23 protein-coding genes are annotated in these 24,007 nt (G+C 56.0%); 11 read left to right on the top strand and 12 right to left on the bottom strand.

The window, feature by feature from the left end:
* Positions 1-35: 35 nt before the first annotated feature.
* Positions 36-695 (bottom strand): 50S ribosomal protein L11 methyltransferase, encoded by a 660-nt coding sequence (locus VOI14_RS03310; protein WP_323750606.1) that lies wholly within the window; start codon positions 693-695, stop codon positions 36-38.
* Between the two features lie 113 nt (positions 696-808).
* On the opposite strand from VOI14_RS03310, the gene mnmH reads away from it, so the two are divergent.
* From mnmH to VOI14_RS03285, 5 genes are all read left to right on the top strand, one after another.
* Positions 809-1,918: a tRNA 2-selenouridine(34) synthase MnmH gene (gene mnmH / locus VOI14_RS03305; RefSeq protein WP_323750605.1), complete on the top strand. Its 1,110-nt coding sequence runs from the start codon at positions 809-811 to the stop codon at positions 1,916-1,918.
* Between the two features lie 123 nt (positions 1,919-2,041).
* A complete protein-coding gene (locus VOI14_RS03300; protein ID WP_323750604.1) occupies positions 2,042-2,875 on the top strand; it encodes a mechanosensitive ion channel family protein in 834 nt (277 codons plus the stop codon).
* A 166-nt stretch (positions 2,876-3,041) separates the two neighbouring features.
* Positions 3,042-3,596 (top strand): YbaK/EbsC family protein, encoded by a 555-nt coding sequence (locus VOI14_RS03295; protein WP_323750603.1) that lies wholly within the window; start codon positions 3,042-3,044, stop codon positions 3,594-3,596.
* Positions 3,597-3,688: 92 nt separating this feature from the next.
* On the top strand, positions 3,689-4,984 hold the full coding sequence (locus VOI14_RS03290) for an FAD-dependent monooxygenase (protein WP_323750602.1): 1,296 nt from the start codon (positions 3,689-3,691) through the stop codon (positions 4,982-4,984).
* A gap of 41 nt (positions 4,985-5,025) precedes the next feature.
* A complete protein-coding gene (locus tag VOI14_RS03285; protein ID WP_323750601.1) occupies positions 5,026-5,391 on the top strand; it encodes a histidine triad nucleotide-binding protein in 366 nt (121 codons plus the stop codon).
* A 164-nt stretch (positions 5,392-5,555) separates the two neighbouring features.
* On the opposite strand, the gene phoU is transcribed toward VOI14_RS03285, so the two are convergent.
* The 5 genes from phoU to VOI14_RS03260 all read right to left on the bottom strand — a co-directional run bounded on the left by phoU (position 5,556) and on the right by VOI14_RS03260 (position 11,021).
* Positions 5,556-6,278, bottom strand: a complete 723-nt coding sequence (gene phoU, locus VOI14_RS03280) for a phosphate signaling complex protein PhoU (protein ID WP_323750600.1) — start codon at positions 6,276-6,278, stop codon at positions 5,556-5,558.
* 30 nt (positions 6,279-6,308) lie between these two features.
* Positions 6,309-7,196: a phosphate ABC transporter ATP-binding protein PstB gene (gene pstB, locus VOI14_RS03275; RefSeq protein ID WP_323750599.1), complete on the bottom strand. Its 888-nt coding sequence runs from the start codon at positions 7,194-7,196 to the stop codon at positions 6,309-6,311.
* A gap of 11 nt (positions 7,197-7,207) precedes the next feature.
* Positions 7,208-8,485 (bottom strand): phosphate ABC transporter permease PstA, encoded by a 1,278-nt coding sequence (gene pstA, locus VOI14_RS03270; RefSeq protein WP_323750598.1) that lies wholly within the window; start codon positions 8,483-8,485, stop codon positions 7,208-7,210.
* Positions 8,478-9,866: a phosphate ABC transporter permease subunit PstC gene (pstC, locus tag VOI14_RS03265; protein ID WP_323750597.1), complete on the bottom strand. Its 1,389-nt coding sequence runs from the start codon at positions 9,864-9,866 to the stop codon at positions 8,478-8,480. The genes pstA and pstC overlap by 8 nt, the downstream gene beginning before the upstream one ends.
* 108 nt (positions 9,867-9,974) lie before the next feature.
* The gene (locus VOI14_RS03260; protein ID WP_323750596.1) at positions 9,975-11,021 is read right to left on the bottom strand and encodes a substrate-binding domain-containing protein; all 1,047 of its coding nucleotides are present in this window, start codon (positions 11,019-11,021) and stop codon (positions 9,975-9,977) included.
* A gap of 210 nt (positions 11,022-11,231) precedes the next feature.
* On the opposite strand from VOI14_RS03260, the gene VOI14_RS03255 reads away from it, so the two are divergent.
* Complete coding sequence (locus tag VOI14_RS03255; RefSeq protein WP_323750595.1) at positions 11,232-11,636, top strand: acyl-CoA thioesterase; 405 nt, start codon at positions 11,232-11,234, stop codon at positions 11,634-11,636.
* Between the two features lie 10 nt (positions 11,637-11,646).
* Here the strand turns inward: VOI14_RS03255 and VOI14_RS03250 are convergent, their stop codons facing one another.
* Genes VOI14_RS03250 through VOI14_RS03230 form a run of 5 tightly spaced genes read right to left on the bottom strand, consistent with a single transcriptional unit; the run spans position 11,647 to position 16,065 of the window.
* The gene (locus tag VOI14_RS03250) at positions 11,647-12,753 is read right to left on the bottom strand and encodes a tRNA-queuosine alpha-mannosyltransferase domain-containing protein (RefSeq protein ID WP_323750594.1); all 1,107 of its coding nucleotides are present in this window, start codon (positions 12,751-12,753) and stop codon (positions 11,647-11,649) included.
* A gap of 19 nt (positions 12,754-12,772) precedes the next feature.
* Positions 12,773-13,444 carry an SDR family oxidoreductase gene (locus VOI14_RS03245; RefSeq protein ID WP_323750593.1) on the bottom strand — a complete coding sequence of 224 codons (672 nt, stop codon included), beginning with the start codon at positions 13,442-13,444 and terminating at the stop codon, positions 12,773-12,775.
* Positions 13,437-14,648 carry an organoarsenical effux MFS transporter ArsJ gene (gene arsJ / locus VOI14_RS03240; RefSeq protein ID WP_323750592.1) on the bottom strand — a complete coding sequence of 404 codons (1,212 nt, stop codon included), beginning with the start codon at positions 14,646-14,648 and terminating at the stop codon, positions 13,437-13,439. The genes VOI14_RS03245 and arsJ overlap by 8 nt, the downstream gene beginning before the upstream one ends.
* 1 nt (position 14,649) lies before the next feature.
* Complete coding sequence (locus tag VOI14_RS03235; protein WP_323750591.1) at positions 14,650-15,654, bottom strand: ArsJ-associated glyceraldehyde-3-phosphate dehydrogenase; 1,005 nt, start codon at positions 15,652-15,654, stop codon at positions 14,650-14,652.
* A 36-nt stretch (positions 15,655-15,690) separates the two neighbouring features.
* A complete protein-coding gene (locus tag VOI14_RS03230) occupies positions 15,691-16,065 on the bottom strand; it encodes a metalloregulator ArsR/SmtB family transcription factor (protein WP_323750590.1) in 375 nt (124 codons plus the stop codon).
* Positions 16,066-16,219: 154 nt separating this feature from the next.
* Between VOI14_RS03230 and arsH the strand changes: the two genes are divergently transcribed.
* The gene (arsH, locus tag VOI14_RS03225) at positions 16,220-16,936 is read left to right on the top strand and encodes an arsenical resistance protein ArsH (RefSeq protein ID WP_323750589.1); all 717 of its coding nucleotides are present in this window, start codon (positions 16,220-16,222) and stop codon (positions 16,934-16,936) included.
* A gap of 9 nt (positions 16,937-16,945) precedes the next feature.
* Positions 16,946-18,016 carry an ACR3 family arsenite efflux transporter gene (gene arsB / locus VOI14_RS03220; protein WP_323750588.1) on the top strand — a complete coding sequence of 357 codons (1,071 nt, stop codon included), beginning with the start codon at positions 16,946-16,948 and terminating at the stop codon, positions 18,014-18,016.
* A gap of 109 nt (positions 18,017-18,125) precedes the next feature.
* On the opposite strand, the gene VOI14_RS03215 is transcribed toward arsB, so the two are convergent.
* The gene (locus VOI14_RS03215) at positions 18,126-19,388 is read right to left on the bottom strand and encodes an amidohydrolase/deacetylase family metallohydrolase (protein ID WP_323750587.1); all 1,263 of its coding nucleotides are present in this window, start codon (positions 19,386-19,388) and stop codon (positions 18,126-18,128) included.
* Between the two features lie 225 nt (positions 19,389-19,613).
* On the opposite strand from VOI14_RS03215, the gene VOI14_RS03210 reads away from it, so the two are divergent.
* The 3 genes from VOI14_RS03210 to VOI14_RS03200 are packed head-to-tail and all read left to right on the top strand — an operon-like array spanning position 19,614 to position 23,946.
* Positions 19,614-21,998 (top strand): xanthine dehydrogenase family protein molybdopterin-binding subunit, encoded by a 2,385-nt coding sequence (locus VOI14_RS03210; RefSeq protein ID WP_323750586.1) that lies wholly within the window; start codon positions 19,614-19,616, stop codon positions 21,996-21,998.
* On the top strand, positions 21,998-22,807 hold the full coding sequence (locus tag VOI14_RS03205) for an FAD binding domain-containing protein (protein WP_323750585.1): 810 nt from the start codon (positions 21,998-22,000) through the stop codon (positions 22,805-22,807). The genes VOI14_RS03210 and VOI14_RS03205 overlap by 1 nt, the downstream gene beginning before the upstream one ends.
* Positions 22,804-23,946 (top strand): 2Fe-2S iron-sulfur cluster-binding protein, encoded by a 1,143-nt coding sequence (locus tag VOI14_RS03200; RefSeq protein WP_323750584.1) that lies wholly within the window; start codon positions 22,804-22,806, stop codon positions 23,944-23,946. Before VOI14_RS03205 ends, VOI14_RS03200 begins: the two co-directional genes overlap by 4 nt.
* Positions 23,947-24,007: the final 61 nt, after the last annotated feature.

Below are 24,007 nucleotides of genomic sequence, written 5' to 3'. Positions count from 1 at the left end.
GTCGCCCTTTGTTTTTTTCCAGCCACACGTTTTCCTTAACCCTGCCCGCCGGCCAGATAGATCCGAACTTGATTAAACTCCTCGAACTCATTCAGATCCGGCCAGGTTCGCGCCTCAACCATACCTTGTTGTACATAAGCCGCGTTCCCCAAATTCTTAACGCGTGAGTCCGCCAATAGAACCTGCTCCGCCGCCTTTTGAAAAGAAGCTAGCAACGGCCGGTTTTCCGGGTCGTAAAGCACATCGGCGGCTGTGACCAGGTTAAGATCCTTCGGCCGGCGCGCCCAATCGTCACACAACTCCACTTCCACGCCGTTAAGCCGGGCATTCGCCGCAGCGGCATCCAAGGCGGCAGGGTCAATATCACATGCAACTGCCCGGGCTGCCCCCGCCCGGGCAGCAGCAACCGCCACCACACCCGAGCCCGAACCGAAATCCAACACTGTTTTACCGCGGACCAATTCAGGGTGGTCCAGAATCCACTGGGCAAGTACCTGGCCACTGGCCCAACAAAACGACCAATAGGCGGGCTCGGCGACAACGGCCTGCGCTTCATCATGGCTAAGTGGCCCTTCCAGAACAGAAGGGTCGAACAAATAAAGCGGCATGCTCGGGCAACCCGCCGGCGCCGATTCGGCAACGCGGCCACGGCTTAAGGTCTTACGAAGGTGCTGATTGAGATGTTCTGGCGTCATCATAAATCCTGTCAGGTACATAACCAGGCGACATTGTACCCTTAGCCATGATGCCGGGATATTGGCAGTCCGGTATACTGCCCACTCACTCAAAACCACAGTGACCTGAGGACATGGCCCGTAGACCCGATACCGATGATTATCTGAACCTGTTCCTGAACGACGTGCCGTTAATGGACGTACGGGCACCGATTGAATACGACAAAGGCAGTTTTCCCGGTGCCGTCAACGCCCCGTTGATGAACGATGAAGAGCGTCACCGCATCGGCATCTGCTACAAAGAGAAGGGACAGGATAAGGCCATCGAACTCGGTCACCAATTGGTCTCCGGCGACATCAAAGCACAGCGGATCGAGGCCTGGAAGCGTTTTACCACTCAACACCCGGACGGCTATCTGTTTTGCTTCCGAGGCGGCCTGCGCTCCCGATTGACCCAGCAGTGGATCAAGGATTCTGGCATTGACTACCCGCTGATCAAAGGCGGCTACAAAGCGCTGCGCCGATTCCTGATCGACAGCCTCGATGCCCTCATCGAACAGCAGGAGTTCCAGGTCCTCAGTGGCCGCACCGGCACCGGAAAAACCCGGGTCCTGCTCGACTTGCCCAACCCGGTCGACCTCGAAGGTTTGGCCAATCACCGAGGCTCCAGCTTTGGCCGGCAAGTCAGCCCGCAACCTTCCCAGATTGACTTCGAGAACCGTCTGGCGGTGGCCATGTTGAAAGCCCACCATCAGGTAGGCGGCCCCGTTTACCTGGAAGACGAAAGCCGGCTAATCGGCCGCTGCGCGATGCCCGAGCGCCAGCGGGCCCGGATGAGTGAGTCCGGATTGCTGATACTGGAACAACCGATGGAAGAGCGCATCGCCATCATCCGTACCGATTACGTTGAAAACATGTTGGCCGATTACATTGCGCGCGACGGCGAAGAAGCTGGCTGGCTCAATTTCCGAGAGTACCTGCTCAGCGCCCTGGATCGCATTCGAAAACGCTTGGGCGGTGAGCGTCACCAACAGTTACGCACACTGATGGAACAAGCGCTGGAACAACAGGCACAAGGATCCTTAGATGCACACAACCGCTGGATCGAAAGCCTGCTCAACGACTACTACGACCCTATGTACGACTACCAGCTCAGCAAAAAACAAGGAAAGATACTGGTACGCGGCGGCCCAGAGGTAATTGTCGAGTACGCCCGCGCGCACCAGAACCTCCGGGCACAGTAAGCTAATTTGCATCATCAGGTTCGCTGACTCTAGGATACCCGCCTATAATGGAGCAAGTTAAGCCTGCTAAGACAGCAAGTTACTCTGATTACACGATCACTTTAACGACCAAGGAGCGTTATTATGGAAGAGCTTTTCGGCGACAGCGGCAAAGCCTCCGAATTACTGGATCAGGGCATAGCGATGGTTATGACCTATGCCCCCAAAGTAGTGTTGGCCATTGTCACTCTGATGATCGGCCTATGGTTGATCAATCGTTTTGTGTCTGTACTGGACAACAAACTGGGTAAAAAAGACCCAACCCTGAATAAATTCCTGTGCGGTCTGGTTGGCGCAGTCCTCAAGATTCTACTGTTGATCTCTGTTGCCTCCATGATTGGCATTGCCACAACCTCCTTCGTCGCCATCATCGGTGCTGCCGGCTTGGCCGTTGGCTTTGCGCTGCAGGGAAGCCTGGCCAACTTTGCAGGTGGTGTACTGATCCTGATTTTCAAACCGTTCAAGGTGGGCGATGCTATCGAAGCCCAAGGCTTCCTCGGCTCTGTTCGTGAAATCACCATTCTCTACACCATCGTCGACACTTTCGACAACCGCCGTGTTGTCATCCCGAATGGCCAACTTTCCAACTCCAGCCTGACCAACATGAGCGTTTACGAAACACGGCGCTGTGATATGACGTTCGGCATCGGTTACAACGATGACATCGACAAGGCCAAAGCCATCTGCAAGCGTTTGATCGAAGAAGACGAGCGTGCTTTGAAAGATCCCGAACCAATGATCGTCGTTGGCGGGTTGGGCGAGAGCTCTGTTGATCTGAAGGTTCGCGCCTGGACCAGCTCCGGAGATCTGTGGCCGTTCTACTGGGACATGCAGGAACGCGTAAAGAAGGCGTTCGATGCAGAAGGGATTACCATCCCCTACCCGCAACGCAGCGTTCATATGATCAACGGCGACTAACCGGAACCCTGTCACACAGGGAAACCCGCTGGTTCGCAAACCGAAAATCCTGGGCTAAGCTGTCGGTAAGGCAGGCAGACAACGCACTGCCCGCTACCGGAGCCGGCCCGGGATTTTTTTTCGGAAGGCTCTACAACTCTGTCCGTGCTGTCAGGAGGTTGTATTTATGCCAGTACAGCAGCTCAAAGATTTCTTGGACAAATCCGGCACAGAATACATGTGCCTCACTCACCCTCCCGCATTCACCGCACAAGAACTCGCTCACCACGTCCAGATCGCTGGCGACAAGGTGGTCAAAACCGTCATTCTCGAACTCGACGGGAAAATGGCCATGCTGGTAATGCCTGCTACCTGGCGCATTCGCTGGGACAGCCTGTCCAGAATGCTCGACACGGACTTTGTTGATCTCGCCGACGAACAAGCCTTTCAGAACCGTTTTCCCGACTGTGAAGTCGGCGCTATGCCGCCTTTTGGTAATCTGTTTGATATGACGGTGTACTGCGCGGAGCCCCTGACGGAACAGGAAGACCTCGCCTTCGCGGCGGGCAGTCATACTGAAACCCTGCACATGAAAACCCAGGATTTCCTGAACCTTGTGCAGCCACTGGTACTGACGCGAGGTTTCACCAAGCCTGGCACCCAGAAACCGGCGTGGATGTTAAAGGGCCGCCAGCAAGCCACAGAACTTTCTCGCCAGAGGGTGTCCGGTTTGAGCGGCTGACCGCGCCTATAATCCAACGGGCTATATTGCGTTCCATCGCTTGTCTGTTCTTTGCCATCGCGTAAACTGTGGGCATCAGACAGGAACCCGATATGACTCAAGCTTTTGATATTGTGATCGTCGGCGCCGGCATGGTCGGCGCCGCTCTCGCCACCGGTCTGGGGCGCGATGGCTTCAATGTTGCGATGGTAGACCGTGCTCCAGCACCGGCCTTCAACCCGGACGCTGCGCCTGATATTCGCGTGTCTGCCTTAAGCGCGGGCAGCGAAGCCTATCTACAAAGCCTCGGGGCCTGGGACCACATTCTGGCCATGCGTGCCACACCCTACCGACGCCTTGCCGTCTGGGACGAAACGCCCCACCCACTCAGCCAGCTGCTACCGAGAACCGTCAATCAGGTACAGTTCAATGCTGAAAGACTAGGCTCCACGCACTTGGGCCACATCGTCGAAAATTCCATCACTCAAAAAGGGTTATGGCAGGCTGCAGAGGCTGAAGCTACCGTTTCGATACTCGCCGGTCATGGCGTTTCCGCCATTACCCAAACCGAGCAAGGGGTCACCGTGACTCTTGAAAATGGCCAGGACCTGAGCGCCGCTTTGGTGATTGGTGCCGACGGCGCCCAATCCCGGGTACGGGACATGGCCGGTATTGGCACCACCAAAGACCAATACAGCCAGCAGGCCATGATAATCTCGGTACGTTATCAGGGCCCCGTGAAGGACATCACCTGGCAGGGTTTTTACCCCTCCGGGCCCAGAGCGTTCCTGCCGCTGCACAGCGCCGGCCCGCAATACCCGGGAGAGAGCCGCGGCTCCTTGGTCTGGTACGACTCGCCGGCCGAAATTTCGCGCCTGAAAGGCCTGAGCGATGAGGCCTTGATGGCTGAAATCCAGAAAGGTTTTCCCCAAGAGCTGCCGCCCCTGACCGCTATCGAAGACCGGGGCAGCTTCCCCATCGCTCGCCAACACGTCAAACACTATTATTCGGGCCGGGTTGTTCTCACCGGCGATGCCGCCCACACCATCAACCCACTGGCCGGCCAAGGGGTGAATCTGGGTTTTCAGGATGCTGAGTGCCTGCAGGGTTTGTTAAAAGAGGCGCGCCGCAGCGGGGATGACTTGGCCAGCGCACACTGGCTGGGCCTTTATGAGCAACAGCGACGCCCGGCCAACCGGCGCATGATGCTGGCTATGGACCTGTTCTATCATCTGTTCAGCAACACCATTCCGCCCATACATCTGGCACGCAATCTCGGCCTGGGCGCGGCCCGAGCCCTACCCTTTGCACGCAACAAAGTTGCCCGCTATGCCATGGGACTGGACGCTCAACCACCGGCACTTTTCCGGGAGATCACCAACCGTTTACCTATGCCAAACTGGCTTTAAGCCGAAACATCACGGACTCAATGAGCAACCAAGGAGCCATCATGTCTGAAACTCTCTTTACCAAGATCATCAACCGGGAAATCCCCGCCGACATCGTTTACGAAGACGACCTGACTCTGGCGTTCCGGGACATCAACCCGCAAGCGCCGGTGCATCTGCTGATCATTCCGAAAAAGCACATTGCCACCATCAACGACATTGAAGAAAGCGACCGGGAAGTGGTGGGGCATCTCTACTGGGTAGCGGCGAAACTGGCCAAGGACATGGGCTTTGCCGAAGATGGCTACCGGGTGGTTATGAACTGCGGAGAAAATTCCGGGCAGACGGTGTTCCATATCCATCTGCACCTGCTGGCTGGCAAGCCGATGGGGTGGCCGCCGTATACCGACAAGATGAAGCAGGCCTGATTTGGCGGGAGGCAAGCGGGCCGGTGGTGCTGTTCGGGACACGCTCGAGGCATCCCTGCGCGCTTAGCTTTCGCCATCCCTGGCGAAAGCTAGTCTCGAACAGCACCACCGACCCGCTTGCTTCTGACTACGGTGAAAAACCGACTGACCTCTAAGCCCCTAACTCAGCGCCCGACCACCCTCTCAGCTTCCTCCATGGGCGAATGCCGAACATCTTCCCCTTTGGCCATGAAAATTACGTGTTCAGCAATGTTGCAGGCGTGATCACCGATACGCTCCAAGGCTCGCAGCACCCACATCACCATCATGCAGCGGGTGATGTTACGGGCATCTTCCATCATGAAGGTTAGCAACGCCCGAGCAGCTGCCTGATACTCCTCGTCCACTTGCTGGTCTTCTTTCATAACCCGCAGCGCCTGATCGGAATCCAGCCGGGCAAAGGCATCCAATGCATCGTGCAACATGCTCAGCACATGTTTGCCGATGTGACGAATTTCCACGTAACCACGCGGTGCCTGGCCTTCTTCCGACAGCGTAATGGCCATCTTGGCGATCTTTTTCGCCTCATCGCCCACCCGCTCCAGGTCCGCGACCATCTTGATGACCGAAATTACCAAACGCAGGTCCCGCGCGGCTGGCTGACGACGGGCGATCACCAGGATGGCCTCTTCATCGAGATCCATTTCCATCCGATCAACCGCCTTGTCGTTCTGTCGAACGTCTTCGGCCAACTGACTGTCGTTATTGGTCAACGCCTGCACGGCCCGTTCTACCTGACTTTCCACCAAGCCGCCCATATTCAGAAACTGGGTTTTCAGCTCAGTCAGTTCATCGTTAAATCTGGCGGAAATGTGATCGCCATATACATCATCTTTTTTAGTCGGCATGTCTTGTGTCTCCAGCTGTTCCAGACCGGCTTAACCAAAGCGACCGGTAATGTAGGACTCGGTCAATTGATGGTCGGGGGAGGTGAATACTTTGTTGGTGTCATTCACTTCCACCAGATGCCCAAGGTGAAAGTAGGCCGTGCGGTCGGAAACCCGAGCAGCCTGCTGCATCGAGTGGGTGACGATCACAATGGTGTAGCTTTCCGACATTTCAGCAATCAGCTCTTCTACCTTCGCGGTCGCGATCGGGTCCAGCGCCGAGCATGGCTCATCCATCAGGATCACCTCTGGGCTGACGGCAATTGCACGGGCAATGCACAACCGCTGCTGCTGACCACCGGACATACCCGTCGCGGTAGCATCCAGACGATCTTTCACTTCCTCCCACAAACCCGCTTTGCGCAGGCTGCTCTCAACGATGTCGTCGAGATCTGACTTGCGGTTCGCCAGACCATGAATTCGCGGGCCATAGGCCACGTTGTCATAGATCGACTTAGGAAACGGGTTCGGTTTCTGGAACACCATGCCCACCCGTGCACGCAGCTCCACCACATCTCGCTTGGGATCGTAGATGTCCTGATCGTCCAGCATCAGTGAGCCTTTCACCCGACAGATATCGATGCTGTCGTTCATCCGGTTCAGGCATCGCAAGAAGGTGGATTTACCGCAGCCTGACGGTCCGATAAACGCAATAACTTCATTACGGCCGATATCCAGACTGATGTTTTTGATCGCCGGGCTATCGCCGTAGGACACTTCGACATTCCGCAACTTAAATTTAGGGTCGTCAGCAAAGGGTCGGCCTACGGTGGCGCCTTCGGTAATCACTGCATTTTCGGGTCTTTCTTCAATCACTGGCTTAGCCACCTTTTCAGACATATTCTCTGCACGCTTTGCTGTTGTATTCATACTGTTCATCGCTGTACTCCTTACCACCGGCGCTCAAGACGTCTACGCAGCCAGATAGCCAAAGCATTCATGGAAATCATAAAGGCCAGCAGGATCATGATGCCGGCAGAGGCCAACTCGACAAAGCCCTGCTCGGCACTGCTGGCCCATTGATAGATCTGCACCGGAAGCACGGTAGCGGAGCTGAAGAAGCCTTCAGGTACCTCGACGATAAACGCCACCATCCCGATCAAGAGCAAGGGCGCGGTTTCACCCAGCGCCTGCGCCATACCGATAATGGAGCCGGTCATCATGCCGGGCATGGCCAGTGGCACCACATGGTGCATAACCACCTGCATCTTCGAGGCGCCGATGCCTTCCGCTGCCTCGCGAATGGACGGCGGCACACTTTTAATCGCAGCCCGGCTGGAAATGATGATGGTGGGCAAGGTCATCAGAGCCAGCACCAAACCACCCAACACCGGCACTGACCGGGGCATACCGAACACACCGATAAACACCGCCAGCCCGAGCAGACCAAAGATGATGGAAGGCACGGCCGCCAGGTTGTTGATGTTCACCTCAATAAAATCGGTCAGCTTGTTCTGCGGCGCAAACTCTTCCAGATACACCGCGGCAGCCACCCCGGTCGGGAATGCAATCACCAACGTCACCAACATGGTGAGCAACGAACCCACGATAGCCCCCAAAATGCCCGCGTTGGAAGGCTCCCGGGAATCTCCGCGACTGAAAAACACGTCGTTGAAGCTGGTTGTTACCACGCCTTGCTCTACCAACTCATCCACCCAGCGCTGTTGCTGATCAGACAGCCGAATACTGTAGGCCGGGTTGTCGGCATGCTTGACGTACACCGAAACGGTATCGTGCACCAGAAACTCGAGGGTCTGAGTGGTGCCCAGCAAGTTCGGCTGAGCTTTCAGCAAATCACGAACCTGGTTGCTGGCATAGTTTCCGGACAACCGGCTCAGCTCGCGCACATCCTTTCTGGACTCCACCTCAGGGAAATAGCGCTGCAACGCCGCAATGATCGGCGCCTGGAAATCGGCCATGGCGATCTGGTCTTTATCCGTCGGATCGTCCAGATACATCTGCTCACCATCCAGCACCACCTCCAGAGTCATCGTGGTCTTGATGAAACCGGTATAGCCTTTGCCAATAATGTCGGTGAACAGCACTACCAGAGACAGCAGCGCTACGGCGATGGCGGTTATGCCATAGAGCCGGAACCTGCGCTCCTTACGGTATCGCTGCTTCAGCGACTGGCGGACAATCTCCGCCTGTGAACGTTGGTTAGTCATACTGTTCCCTATATTTGCGAACCACTTTCAGGGCAATCATGTTGAGGGCCAGAGTCAGAATAAACAGCATCATGCCCAGAGCGAACGCTGCGAGGGTCTTGGCGCTGTCGAACTCCTGGTCTCCGGTCAATAGTGTGACGATTTGAACCGTGACGGTGGTCACCGAATCCAACGGGTTAGCGGTCAGGTTGGCCGCAAGGCCCGCCGCCATGACCACGATCATGGTTTCACCAACGGCTCGGGACGCCGCCAGCAGAATCCCACCCATAATGCCGGGCAAGGCCGCCGGGAAAATCACGCTCTTCATGGTTTCAGACTGGGTAGCCCCCAGTGCCAGAGAGCCATCCCGCAGGGTGCGGGGCACCGCATTGATCACGTCATCCGACAACGATGAAACAAACGGGATGATCATGATGCCCATCACCAGACCCGCCGCCAGAGCACTCTGGGAGGACGCTTCCAGACCGATCATTTCAGCCAGATCACGAATAAAGGGCGCCACCGTTAAGGCAGCAAAAAAGCCGTATACCACAGTAGGTACACCCGCCAACATTTCCAGCAACGGTTTGATGACCGCTCGGGCCGTTTTCGAGGCGTATTCAGACAGATAAACCGCTGACAACAAACCGGTGGGCACCGCCACCAGCAGGGCAATCGCAGAAATCAGCAAAGTCCCCGTAAACAGGGGAATGATTCCGAAAGCACCATCAGAACCCACCTGATCAGCCCGAAGTGCAGTTTGGGGACTCCAGGAGGTACCAAACAGGAATTCGGTAATAGGAACCTTGCCAAAGAACCGAACGGTTTCGAAAATCACCGAGAACACAATGCCGACAGTGGTTAAAACCGCCACCGCCGCACAGGCAAAGAAAATCCACCGAAGCGCACGCTCAACGTTTTCACGGGCGTTGATCTGCGGCTGCACCCGACTCCACGCAAAGGCTGCACCAAGCACAGCAATCAGAACCACCAGAACCGCTTTAAACTGGCTGCTCTGGGCTTTCAGAGCGCCCAATTGGTCGGCAGCACCCACCACCTCGGCCGGCACAAAATTCGGGTTCAGCTTACCGGCTGCGACGTTGTTGATCTGCGACATCAACAAGCTGGCTTCGCCCGCCGACGTCGGCAACAGCTCCACCGGCAATGAGCTCACCACCAGATTCTGGATCACTTTTCCCTCAAACGCCGCCCAAGCGCTCAAGACAATCAAAGCAGGAATGGCACACCACAACGCTGCACGAGCAGCGTAATAAAAGGGCAATGCCTTAAGGTTACGGATGCCGCCCAATGGGCCCGCAACCGATCGCGACCGCATGTACGCCAATCCATAGGCTATGACCGCAATCACCAGAATCAGGGGCAATAGATTGGCCGTTTGCATAGAGTTCTCTGTGTTGTGTGAATATTAAGCGTCTGTCGGAAACGGCAAAAGAACGCGAGCCTGTCAGGCCCGCATTCTTTCATCATCCTTGATGGTTCTGAGCGATGCTCAGAGCTCGTTACCGGTCATCGGCGTCAGGTTACGCACATTCTTCGCCACGTCCATGCGCACGTTACGTGGGTTCGGAATCAGGCCAACATCGACCAGATAGCCATTGTCACCCCATGCGCCTTCACTGGTGAACGCTTCCGCGTATTCCTTGATACCCGGAATCACACTCACGTGAGCACTTTTAATATAGAAGAACAGCGAGCGGGCAACCGGATAATCTTCATCCGCAATAGTATCGGGAGTTGGCTCAACACCGTTAATGGTCGTGGCCTGAATCTGGTTCGCGTTTTCCATCAGGAAGCTGTAACCAAAGATGCCTAGTGTGTCTGTATCCTGAGCCAGGCGCTGAACAATCAAGTTGTCGTTTTCGCCAGCTTCAACAAACAAACCGTCCTCACGCATGCTGTGGCAAACGCTGCGCATTTCTTTCTTATCCATCGCCTTGATGAAATCGAAGGTCTTACAGCCACCTTCCATGGCAATTTCAACGAAAGCATCACGGGTGCCAGAGGTCGGAGGCGGGCCCATCACACTGATTTCTTTGTTCGGCAGGCTGGAATCGATCTCGCTCCACTTCTGGTAAGGGTTAGCGACCAGCTTGTCGCCACCTTTCGGGTCCGGCACTTCTTTTGCCAGAGCCAGGAACACTTGGCGCAGGCTCAGATCCATTTGCTCCGCATCCTTGGAGTTGGCGATCACAATGCCGTCAGCGCCGATTTTCACTTCGGTGATGTCTTTCACACCGTTGTTTTGACACATCTCGAATTCGCTTTTCTTCATGCGGCGAGACGCGTTGGTAATGTCTGGGTGCTGGGTGCCGATGCCGGCACAGAACAATTTCAGACCACCACCCGAACCGGTCGATTCAAGTTTCGGGGTAGGAAAATCGGTGTTGCGACCAAAACGCTCAGCAACCACAGTGGCAAATGGATAGACCGTTGACGAGCCAACAATGTTCACGGTATCTCGAGCCATGGCCGGAGCCGACACGGCGGCAATACTGCCAACCAAAGCAACAGATGTCAGGACTGATTTCAGTTTCATCACGTATTTGTCTCCAATATAAGTGGACGCTGTTTACGTATCTCGTTCTTCGATAAGTGCATCCTAAGGAGACTCTGTGACAACTTTGTTACAGCTTTTAAGAAATATTGCTTCCCACTATGATCATCATTGTTCGAATTTGCTTGCAGACCGCTGCGGCCTCGCTACCATGCATGCAAAATAATTCATAAGCAGTAACAGGCTAATCCCATGACAGCGTTCGATGATGATAAACCGAATCCCCGTGGAGACCTTACCCTCCAGGTAGTTCCACTCCCGTCTGACACCAATGCCAACGGTGATGTATTTGCCGGCTGGCTGGTCAAGCAGATGGATATCGCCGCGGCCACGATGGCAGGGCGCATTTCCCGTGGGCGCAGCGCAACGGTCGCCATGGATCGGATGGAGTTTTTATCGCCGCTGCGCGTCGGTTCTCAGGTAAGTTGCTACTGCGAATTGGTGGACATCGGCCGCAGCTCGATGAAAATCAATGTGGAAGTCTGGATGCTGGACCGCTTCGCCAAGACCCCGCGGAAGGTCACCGAAGGCTTATTTATCTACGTGGCTATTGATGATCAGGGCCGCATCCGGGAAGTGCCCGACCGGCCGCAATAACGGCTCGCCGTTACACGCATCGCCTCGTATCGATCAGGTTATTGATCAGCGTTCGATAGCGCTTTGCCAACACGGAGGCCTTCCAAGCCTCCGGCGGCAATGAGGTAACCGGCATGTCCAGCATCGCTTGCAAGCGATCGAGCGCTGCATCCGCCTCGGCATCAGCATCTTGCTCGTGGCTTTGATAACGACAACTGGCTGGCACGTATTCGCGGTAGGCCAGTCTATCCGGGGCCAAGGGCACACACCCGGACGCCATTGCCTCCAACATCGAAAGGCCTTGGAAATCATGCAGGGCTGTTGAAAGCACGACATCCGCCTTGCGCAGTAAATCATCGTACGCTGAGCGGCTTGCCAAGAAGCCCCAATGTTCGAGTCGATGGGTAAACCGCGCGTCAATCTCGCCAAAAGCGTTCGGGTGATTACGAAAACCTTCCCCCACCACACTCAACTTATAGGGCTGCCGCCTCTGCTCCAGCCGCTCCAGAAAGTTAAGCAAACGATCCGGGCCTTTATCGTATTCCCAGCGGTGATTCCAAAGCAGGTGCGGACAGGCCCGATTGATAACACGGGGAACATCAGTGAATAGGCGATCCTCTATGGGCACGGGGATCACATCGGATTTATGCTGGATACGTTCGATGACCCTATCCGGCACAGCATCCGGCATTTTATCCAACAACGCTTGAGCTCCACCCACAAAACTGTCCCGATTCCAGGCACTGTTGAACGCCACAAAATCCGCCGCCACGGCACTATAAAGATTGACCATCTGGGGCTCGACACGCCCCTGCTGCTTTTGGCTGATCGGGAAGGCAAACTGATTTTCGTGCATATAGAGCAAGCACGGCGTGCTCGCCAACAGGGGGTGCAGGCCCCGCAACGTTGCGAGGTCCACCATGGAGGTGGCGATCACCAGATCCCAACGCTCGTGCAGGCAAGGCTCATCGAGCCAACTCAGGGCGTTGCCCCGAATCCGCCACTGAAAAAAGCGCGGAGGCAAGACCAGGCTGTGCCACTGGTACTCCGGCAAGAGATGCGTCAACTGCTCCCGCCAACGTTTATGACTGGCGGCGTCGTAGGCTGACAGGAGCAGAATGCGCGGTCTGGACTTCAACGCGGGTTCCTTATCTGCATCACCACGGCAGCGCTTCGCCATTGCTGTGCCAGAAGGAACCGGTGTTCTCAAGAGTCAGGTTGGCAATTCGTTCCGCCAGTCCCCGGGCGGAGTCTTCCGGCGTAATCAGACCACCAAAGTTCACCATTCGGGTCTTCACATATCCCGGGTGTAACTGTGCCACGGCGATCCCTTTAGGCTGCAGATCTACCGCCAGCGATTTGCCGAAAGCGTTCAGCGCCGCTTTGGACGCCCGATAACCATAACGACCACCGGAGTCATTATCGGCAATCGACCCCATGCGACTGGTGATATTAGCAATCTTGCTGCCCTGCCCCATCAAATGCACCAAAGCTTCGGTTACACGCAACGGTGCGTAGGCGTTGATCTCCATCTGGGTGCGGATGGAATCAAGGTCGATGCTGCCGAGTTGCTCGTCCTGCAGCAGGCCGGCGTTGTTGATCAGCAGATGGATGCGTTTGCCCGCCAGGCCAGATTCGAGTTTTTCGATTCCGGCATCGGTGGTCACATCCACGCCATCGATCACTTGGGCGGCCACACTGGCAAGCTCGTCCGACGACTGCCGGCAGACACCGATCACTTCGCACCCATCTTCGGCATAATGCCGGGCCAGTTCCAGCCCAATGCCGCGATTAGCACCGGTAATAACAACCACATTGGAATCAGACATAACCTTGTTCCCCTATCGAGTCATTCATACGCTCCGGCAACCATACCGATAGCAGGGCTGCGATGGCTATCAATGCGGAAGATATCCACAAGCAAGCTTCCAGCCCGTATGCCTGATAAACCCATCCGGATAACACGGTGCCCAGCAATCGGCCAGCGGCGTTAGACATGTAATAAAAACCCACATCCAGAGAAACGCCATCGCCCCGGGCGTAGCTGACAATCAGATAGCTGTGGAGGGATGAATTGATGGCAAACAGCACGCCGAATAGCAGCAAACCACCGATCACAACGCCCTGCGCCGGCCAACCCGCCATGAGAGCACCGGCAATCGCCGCCGGAACCACCGCCAGCATCGCCGCCCACAGCACAGTGCCGGATTTACGGCGGGTATCGCCGGTAATTCTGGGGGCAATCGTCTGGACAAAGCCGTAGCCAATGACCCAGGTCGCCATAAATCCGCCGACTTTCCAAAAATCCCAGCCGAATGCCGTGTGCAGGTACACAGGCAATGCCACCACAAACCACACATCCCGGGCACCAAACAAAAACATCCGCGCCGCAGACAACACATTGATGGCCCGGCTTTTGGACAAAATCTCCCGGAACTTGGGCTTCGCTTTACTCTTACCCAGCTCCTGCTTGAGCAAAAACAGGCTAGCCAACCACACCAACCCCAGCGCGACGGCCATCATAACCACCGCCCCCGTGAAGCCTGCGGTCATCAACAGCACACCCCCCAAAAAGAAACCCACGCCTTTCAGGGTATTTTTAGAGCCCGTGAGAATCGCCACCCACTTATACAACGCACCCTGCTGTTCATCCGGCACTAACAGTTTGATACCGCTCTTGGCGGACATCTTGTTGAGGTCCTTGGCGATGCCGGATAAAGCTTGCGCGGCCATCACCCACGGCACCGTCAACATGGCTGCCGGCACCGCCAGCATAGCCAGAGCGACAATCTGCAGGAACAACCCGATGTTCATGGTGCGGTTGAGGCCCAAGCGAGCACCGAGATACCCGCCCACCAGATTGGTCACCACCCCGAACAATTCATAGAAAATAAACAGCAGGGCAATGGCCAATGGTGAATAGCCCAACTGGTGGAAATGCAACACCACCAGCATGCGCAAAGCACCATCGGTCAGAGTAAAAGCCCAGTAATTGCCGGTGATCACCAAATACTGACGAATGGCTGCAGTCATATCAGGCCAGACCCACCTTGCGCACCAGTTCCGCCGCTCGGTTGGCGTAACCCCATTCGTTGTCGTACCAGGCGTAGATCTTCACCTGAGTGCCGTTAACGACCAGCGTGGACAGGGCATCGACAATGGACGAGCGCGGGTCGGTTTTGTAATCGATGGACACCAGCGGGCGTTCTTCGTATCCCAGAATATCTTTCAGCGGCCCTTCGGCGGCGTCTTTCAACAAGCGGTTAACCGTATCGCGGTCTGTCGGCGTTTCCACTTCAAACACACAGTCGGTTAGCGAGGCATTGGTGAGCGGAATACGCACCGCATGGCCATCCAGCCGCCCTTTCAGTTCAGGGAAGATCTCGATAATCGCCGTGGCCGAGCCGGTACTGGTCGGAATTAGCGAGCTACCGCAGGACCGAGCCCGGCGCAGATCCTTGTGGGGCGCGTCGATAATGGTCTGGGTGTTAGTCAGGCTATGAATCGTGGTGATCGAGCCGTGCTTGATGCCCAGCTTCTCGTGAATCACTTTAACCACCGGTGCCAGGCAGTTGGTGGTGCACGAAGCCGCAGTCACGATGCGATCGCTAGCCGGATCGAAAATGTGTTCATTCACGCCCAGTACAATGTTCTTGGCGCCTTTTTCTTTCACTGGTGCCGTCACCACCACTCGCTTCACGCCCTGATCCAGATATGCCTGCAATACCGCGACGCTTTTGTTCACGCCGCTGGCTTCGATCACCAGATCACAACCGGACCAGTCAGTGTCGCCGATCGCTCGATTTTGAGTAACAGCAATGTGTTTGCCTTCGATCACCAACTCATTACCACTGACTTCAGCCTCATGGTTCCAACGTCCGTGGACACTGTCGAAATTCAGCAAGTGCGCCAACGTCCGGGCATCTGCCCCCGGATCGTTGATCGCCACAAACTCCAACTCCGGCCACTCCCAAGCAGCCCGCAATGCCAGCCGGCCAATGCGGCCGAACCCGTTAATACCTACTTTGATCCTGCTCATGGCTATCTCCTTTTATGAATGGCCATCCGATCAATCTCAGGGGCACTTCGGCGCTGGGTGCTCGGCCAATGCTCTGAGCCTTGCCAGCGGTGATTGAATCAACGCCTCATTGTGCGCCGCTGTTTCATCCAAAACCCGAATGACCCACATGGGTAAACTTGCGTTAATAGAATAATAGACCCACTGCCCCCGACGTTCCGCTGTCACCAGCCCGTAATCTCGCAATATCGCCAAATGGCGACTGACTTTCGGCTGCGACACCTCAAATGCGTCCGTCAGTTCACAGACACATAGCTCATTCTTATGTCGAATCAGTAACAGGGCGATCAGCCGCAGCTCATCGCTCAAGGCCCGGAACAGGATGGTGGGACTGATCCCGGCCGATTGTTCGTCGGTTTCATCTACAGGCATGGTGCTTCTTGTATTCATCAGACGAGTTTCACACTATTGAATATTCGGTTATCCATATATATGCTTTAAGCGATATTAGGTGTGAAAAGTGACAAAGTAAAGACACCAGCCAACGCTTTCACTTATCCAACTTTCGGGATTTTCAAGCTGCCCTATGACGCCAACCGACCTGCCCAACATTGACCGTGAACTGTTTCAGGCTCCCACAAAAAAACAGCTGTTCGCCAACGCGCCTTCAGAACATGCACCGAGAATTCTGCTGCTGTACGGCTCGCTGCGTGACCGTTCCTTCAGCCGTCTGGCCACAGAAGAAGCCGCTCGATTGCTGGAAGCCATGGGCGCAGAAACCCGCATATTCAATCCTCGCGGCCTGCCACTGGCCGATGCCGAAGAGGCTTCACACCCGAAGGTGCAGGAACTGAGAGAGCTGGCCCAATGGTCTGAAGGCATGGTGTGGTGCTCACCGGAACGTCACGGTTCGATGACCGGCATCATGAAAACCCAAATCGATTGGATACCGCTGTCCATGGGCGCGGTTCGCCCCACTCAGGGCAAAACCCTGGCCGTGATGCAGGTGTGTGGTGGTTCCCAGTCTTTCAACGTGGTCAATCAGCTACGGGTACTGGGCCGATGGATGCGCATGGTGACCATCCCGAACCAGTCCTCGGTGGCCAAAGCCTTTATGGAATTTGATGGCAACGACCGCATGAAGCCGTCGTCTTACTACGACCGGATCGTGGATGTGATGGAAGAATTAGTGAAATTCACCCTGCTGGTGCGCGACCGCAGTGACTATCTCACCGACCGCTACTCCGAACGCAAGGAAAGTGCGGAAGAGCTGTCCAAACGTGTGAACCAACGCGCTATCTGAGGAGCCGCCATGAGCAACAACGCCGAAGCCAGCACGAGTGAGCCTAGTGCAGAGGGTATGGATCTATTCGGCCGTTATCTGTCGGTCTGGGTTGCCTTGGCTATCATCGCCGGCGTTGCTTTGGGACAATTGGCGCCGGTTGTGCCGGAAACCCTGTCCCGCTTCGAGTACGCTCAGGTTTCCATCCCCATTGCCATTCTGATCTGGGCGATGATCTTCCCGATGATGGCTCAAATCGATTTCAGCGCCGTCGTCGGCGTCAGAAAAGAACCGAAGGGTCTGGCCATTACCACGGTCGTCAACTGGCTGATCAAGCCCTTCACCATGTTCGCTATAGCATGGTTTTTCCTGATGGTGGCGTTCAAGCCCTTTATTGCACCTGATCTGGCCAGCGAATACCTGGCAGGGGCTATTTTACTGGGCGCGGCCCCCTGCACCGCCATGGTATTTGTCTGGAGTTACCTGACCAAAGGCGATGCCGCCTACACTCTGGTACAAGTATCTCTGAACGACATCATCATGCTGTTCGCCTTCGCACCCATCGTGGTGTTCCTGCTCGGGGTCTCCGACATTCAGGTGCCCTGGAATACCGTGATTTTGTCCGTCGTGCTGTACATCGTTATCCCCCTGACCGCCGGCTACCTGACCCGCCGCGTGCTAATCGCCCGCCACGGCCAGCAATGGTACGACGATGTATTCCTGAAACGCCTTGGCCCGGTCACGCCGGCCGCGCTGATAATCACACTGGTACTCTTGTTCGCCTTTCAGGGCGAAGTCATCTTGGAAAACCCGCTTCACATTGCGCTGATTGCAGTGCCGTTAATCATCCAGACGGTGTTTATCTTCCTGCTGGCCTACGGCTGGGCCCGGCTATGGAAAGTACGCCACTGCATTGCCGCGCCAGGCGCGATGATCGGTGCTAGCAACTTCTTCGAACTGGCCGTGGCGGCTGCCATTGCCCTGTTCGGCCTGCAATCCGGTGCGGCACTGGCAACAGTGGTGGGCGTACTCGTGGAAGTCCCACTGATGCTGGCGCTGGTAAAAATCGCCAACAAAACACGCGACCAGTTCCCTACCTGAACCGAACGGAACCATGGGTCTGTTTCAGCCCCTTACACTCCCCACGCCCCCTAACTACCCAGTAGTCGGGGATCGTGGGGCAGCCCAAGGACTGTGATGCCGTCCAAAATCAGCCGGCTAGATCCATGGGCTCTACAACGACAGGGCTGTCGACATCGAAACGAATGCCTTCGCGCAGTGAGAAGAGCGGCCTGATCGCTTCCGTGCCAATGACGCTTGCGCCACTGTTATCAGACAGCGTGAAGCGTCCTGTCAGGTGTTCCAGCACCGCCACATCCGCAACCTTACCGACTGAAAGGCTGCCAGCTTCATCATCAATTCCCAACATGCCGGCTGCGTTGCTGGTCACACTCGAAACCACATCGTCCAGGGAAACACCCAAGGCCAGCAACTCTGTCATGGCATGGGTCAGGCAGAAACGGGTTTTGCCAAAGAAAGGGCTGGATTCAAAGTCAGCCGCCTTGGTCTGACCGGCGTCGGTGTTGTAACCGTGCATGTCTGCACCAAGAGTATGTGGCAGGATGCCTGCATTAATGACTTTACGCGCCATATCAAAACTGAAGTGCGAACCATGGCCTACATCGACCCGGAGCCCGCGGTCGAGCCCGGCACGAACGATCGGATGCAGCTCATCTGTCTTGCTTGAGATAAACCCGCCGGGATGCCGGGTGAAAGGATGAGCGAGAATGTCACCTTCCTTCATCAGCGGAACCAGCTCCTCGATGACGGTATCAGGGTCTTCTATTCCTTTACCGGCCTCCGGCCATATCTGACCCAAGTGGATATAAAGTGGCACACCGATCCCCCGGGCAATGTCCCGGGCTTGTTTTATCACTTCCATTCCCCAACGGGACTTACCTCCAACTTCGGCGTGAGCCTTAATCCCTTTGACCAGATCACGATTGGCGAGGCCGACCTCGATGGTCCGTTTTACGTCCACATCCTCCGGGCCATATAGCTGGGGATAGTGATGGCCTTCAAGCCCGCCAACCAGATAGGCCGACAGGAAACAGAGCACACGGCTGTTAGCAGGTTCCGACACGTAATGACGAAAAGCCGGTAACGTCATCAGGCTGGGCCCGCCTTGGTCCACAAGCGTAGACACGCCCGCGCGCACACCACAGCTGTCGGGATTCAGCCCGAACCGACCGGTAACGTGTTCGAATACATGGGCATGGGTATCGATCAACCCCGGTGTGATGAGCTTGTTTTCAACATCGATCACTTCACGGGCCAGGTCTGGCGATATACCAACCTCCACCGCAGCAATCCGGCCATCCTTAATCGCGACGTCGAGAACACCGTCGGTGCGATTGGCGGGATCAACGACCCGCCCTGACTTCAGCAGCAGATCATAGGGCCTGCATTCCATAAGCTTTCTCCTCTTCCTCATGCGCCCGGCACGGGTATTGCTGTGGGTCATTACCAGACTGCGCAAACTTAAAAATATGCAGTACACGAATTATTAGTATACAGTGGCACTATTAAAAATACACAGTGTACTGACTATTTCTGAGTATTACTTTCCGATTTAACAGCAAGTTGCCGTTTTTAAACCGAATTCTTTTTTTAATTACGGTTACCGGAGGAACTGAAGGTGCAGAGCAGAAAAGATGACAACGCGTCGGTTAAGCGTGGCGTCGGCGCCAAAAAGGTGCGAAAGGAAGACGACCGCTACATGCGAGGGCTTGGCGATTTCGTCGGCGATATGAACATGCCCGGCATGCTGGAAGTCGCCTTCCTCCGCAGTCCGGTCGCCCACGGGCAACTGAAGAAGATCACCAAACCAACAAATGCTGAGCAGAACATATTTGTGGCCGCCGACCTCACCGGCGTTAAAGGCATACTTGCGGACTCAGCCCTGCCCGGATTCAAATCCTCAGAACAGCCGATTCTTGCGAAGGAGAAAGTTCGCTATGTTGGTGAACTGGTAGCTGCCTGTGTTGCGTCAGACCGGGCCAAAGCTGAAGACCTTGCGGATAGCATTGAACTGGATATTGAGAACCTTGAGGCAGTATCCGACATGCTGGAGGGGCTCGAAGAGGGGGCCCCACTGATCCACGAGCAATGGGGCGATAACGTATTTCAGCATACGCTCGTTGACGGTGATGTTGAGTCCATCCGCCGCACCGCCGCCGTCAAGATAGAGAGAGAATACAGAACAGCTCGCCAGTGCATGTCACCGATGGAAGGTCGCGGTGTACTGGCATTCTGGGACAGTCGGCTGGAACAGCTTCAGGTATTTACCTCCACTCAGATTCCTCATATCGTTCGCACCGGGCTTTCCGAGTGTCTGGGCCTCAGCCATGAACAGATTCGCGTGGTCGCTCCGGATGTGGGTGGCGGTTTCGGCTATAAAGGCATACTGCTGGCCGAAGAGGTCGCTGTGGCATGGCTGGCGATGCACTTTAAACGCCCTGTCCGCTGGCTTGAGGACCGGAGAGAGCAGTTGACGGCGAATGCCAACTGCCGCGAACACTTCTACCGCGTAACCGCTTATGCCGACGAGTCCGGTCGTCTTCTGGCACTGGACACCGATGCGGTAGTCGATGCGGGCGCCTACTCTTCTTATCCGTTTTCAGCTTGTCTGGAGGGCGCTCAGGTAGCCAGCATTCTGCCCGGGCCCTATGACTTCCAGGCCTATCGATGCAGCACGGTGTCCGCCGCGACGAACAAGCCTCCCATTCTGCCCTACCGAGGCGTTGCCCGAACCGGTGTCTGTTTCGCCATGGAGCTGACCATGGACGCTCTGGCCAGAGCTGTCGGGCGGGAACCTTCAGATGTCCGTCTGGACTGTCTGGTGAAACCGGAAGACATGCCATTCACCAATATCACCGGCAAACACTTCGACAGTGGCAACTACCCCGAATGTCTCCGCCGCGCAGTGGAAGCCATTGATCTGAAATCGATTCGAAAACGGCAAGAAACACCCGAAGAAGACGGCCGCCTCATCGGCATCGGCATGTCCATCTTCTGTGAACAATCCGCACACGGCACCTCGGTTTACGCAGGCTGGGGCATTCCCATGGTGCCAGGGCATGAGCAGGCTGTGGTCAGACTGACACCGGATGGCTCTCTTGAGATCCGCGTCGGCATTCATTCCCACGGCCAGGGGCTGGAAACCACCTTGGCGCAGGTTGCCGAAGAAGTGCTGGGCATCGACACAGACCGCGTGCGAGTGGTTCATGGGGATACGGCGTTGACACCCTACTCGACAGGCACCTGGGGATCACGCTGCATGGTTATGGCCGGCGGTGCCGTGGCCCGTGCCTGTACCGACCTTTCCGAACGGATTAACAACATCGGTGCCCACTTGCTGGAAGTACCATTGGAATCCGTGGCGCTCGCCGACGGCATCGTCTCTTCCACAAGGTGCTCGAAAACAGCGACGCTCGAGGATGTCGCCCGCACCTGGTACCTCAAGCCTCAACTGCTACCCGAGAATGTCGACGGCGGCGGTCTGGAGGTCACCGCGGGTTATAAACCGGAGCGGGACAGCGGCACCTTCAGCTATGCCTGTCACGCGGTTGTCGTCGCCATAGATCCGGAGCTAGGCACAACGGAGATTCTCAATTACGCCATCGTTGAAGACGGGGGCGTTCTGGTCAATCCGATGATCGTCGATGGCCAGGTATATGGTGGCGTAGCCCAAGGGATAGGCAGCGCGCTCTATGAGGAAATGCCATTTGATAAAAATGGCCAGCCCCTGGCCTCAACCCTTGCGGACTACCTGCTCCCGGGCGCAACGGAAGTGCCGGAAATAGTGATTGACCATATGGAAACGCCGTCGCCCTACACCGAGTTTGGCCAGAAAGGCATTGGCGAAAGCGGGGCCATTGGCCCACCAGCGGCAATTGTGAACGCCATCAACGACGCGTTACGGCCGCTGAACGCGGAAATCTGCGAAGTGCCGGTAACCCCGCACCGGATGTTAGGAGCCATCCTTAAGGCGCAACTGGCCAAATCTGAGGAGACAGCGTAATGAAACCCCAAGCATTCGACTATCACCGGGTAAAGGCTGTCGCTGAGGCATGCCAGAAAATGAAAGATGGCGAGACACGCCCTATCGCGGGCGGCCAGTCACTTGGCCCCATGCTTAACCTACGGCTGGCGCGACCCGGTGCTCTGCTGGACGTTGCAGTTTTGCGTGAGCTGCGAGGCTGCCAACGCGTGCAAGGTGGCGTACTGATAGGCGCATCCATTACCCACGCCGAAATCGAAGACGGCCTGGTCCCTGACAACACGGGTGGCATATTGCCGATAATAGCTCGTGGTATCGCCTATCGTGCTATCCGCAGTCGCGGCACGATCGGTGGCAGCCTTGCTCATGCAGACCCTTCGGCGGACTGGGCGACCACTCTGTCTGTTCTGGATGCCCAGGTCATCCTTCAGGGCCCGTCCGAAGGCGGCCCTTCACGGCGGCGGCTATACCTTAAGGACTTCATTACTGGCGCCATGCAAACCGTCATTGCCGAGGATGAACTGCTGATCGCGATCTTTGTGCCCGACGTTCCGGAAGACAGCCGTTTCGGCTACTTCAAACTGTGCCGCAAGACGGGCGAACTGGCTCATGCCATGGCAGCCGTTTTTCGTGGTGCGGATCCTGATGACCTGCGTGTTGTGTTCGGGGCACTACCAGGAGCGCCGATGATTCAGACCGGCGCCAAAGCTTTGGACCCCATTACCTGGCAACACGCGCTGGCGAAACGGTATCCAGATATGGACGACACAGACATCGGCGTGCGAATTCATGTTATGAAAAAAGCGCTTGAGCGGAGTAACACCCAATGAACGGCAAAACGGTGACAATCAACGGTCGCGCGGAAGAATTAAACGTCGAACCTCGGCGTAATCTTGCAGATTATGTACGCGAGGACCTGTTGCTGACAGGCACGCACGTGGGATGTGAACAGGGTATTTGCGGTGCTTGCACAGTGGTTCGGGATGGCCGCCCGGTGCGTTCTTGCCTTACTTGGGCCACCAGCTGTGAAGACAGCGAGGTAAGGACCATTGAGTTCTATGACGAGGATGCCGTCATGATCCGGCTGCGAGAAGCGTTTTCACAAGAGCACGCGTTACAGTGCGGATTCTGCACGCCGGGTATGCTGATCACCGCTCAGGATATTGTCCGCCGGTTCGCAGGCGAAACCATCAGCGACAAGACCATCCGATACGAACTAAGCGGCAACCTTTGCCGATGCACGGGATACGTCGGAATTGTAAGGGCCATCCAGCGGGTGCTGGAGAGCTACAAAAACGAACCCAAACCGGACGCCACGATTTGCAACACAGTAGAGACTCTGGAGCTACCGGCTCTGGACACCATTCCATTTGAGCAAAAGGCCAAACAGGAAAACCGCACAGCCGCGACTCGCAGCATGGCCGATGGCAATGGTCGGCGAATCGAAACGCAGTTTGAAATAGCCTATCCGGCGTCGGCGGTGTGGACCATCCTGCGCGAAGAATTGCCCGCAGTCGTCGCCTGCCTGCCCGGCGCGGAACTGTCCTCGATGAACGACGACGGCACACTGGAAGGCTTTTTCAACGTCAAACTCGGCCCGGTATCTGCCCGTATCAATGGTGAAGGTAAAGCGACCTTTGATGACAGTTGCAGACAAGGCCAGGTAAGTGGCCAGGGTTCCGACAGCCGTTCCAACTCCCGAGCAAAAGGCACCCTCTCCTTTGCACTTGAAGAACTGGACGATTCGAACAGTAAAATGACCGTCTCAATCAGTTTCGAAATGAGTGGTGCCTTGGCTCAGTTCAGCCGAGGCGGCCTGGTTGAAGAAATTATTGGCGTACTGATAGAACAGTTCCAAACGAATTTCGGTCGACATCTGGCCGGCGAGGCCCCGGTAAAGCAGGCTTCGCTTGGCGTTTTCCAGCTGGCTTGGATGGCATTCCGACGATGGTTCAGGCGCTTTTTTTGAAGCGCCCGGACACCACTCTGATTGGCATTGCCAAGGCTTGATGGGTGACAATAGAGGTTTG

Source organism: Marinobacter sp., from assembly GCF_034669625.1.
GTDB lineage: Bacteria > Pseudomonadota > Gammaproteobacteria > Pseudomonadales > Oleiphilaceae > Marinobacter.
Note: the sequence above shows the minus strand (reverse complement) of the source record. Positions and strands in the feature narration are given on the sequence as shown.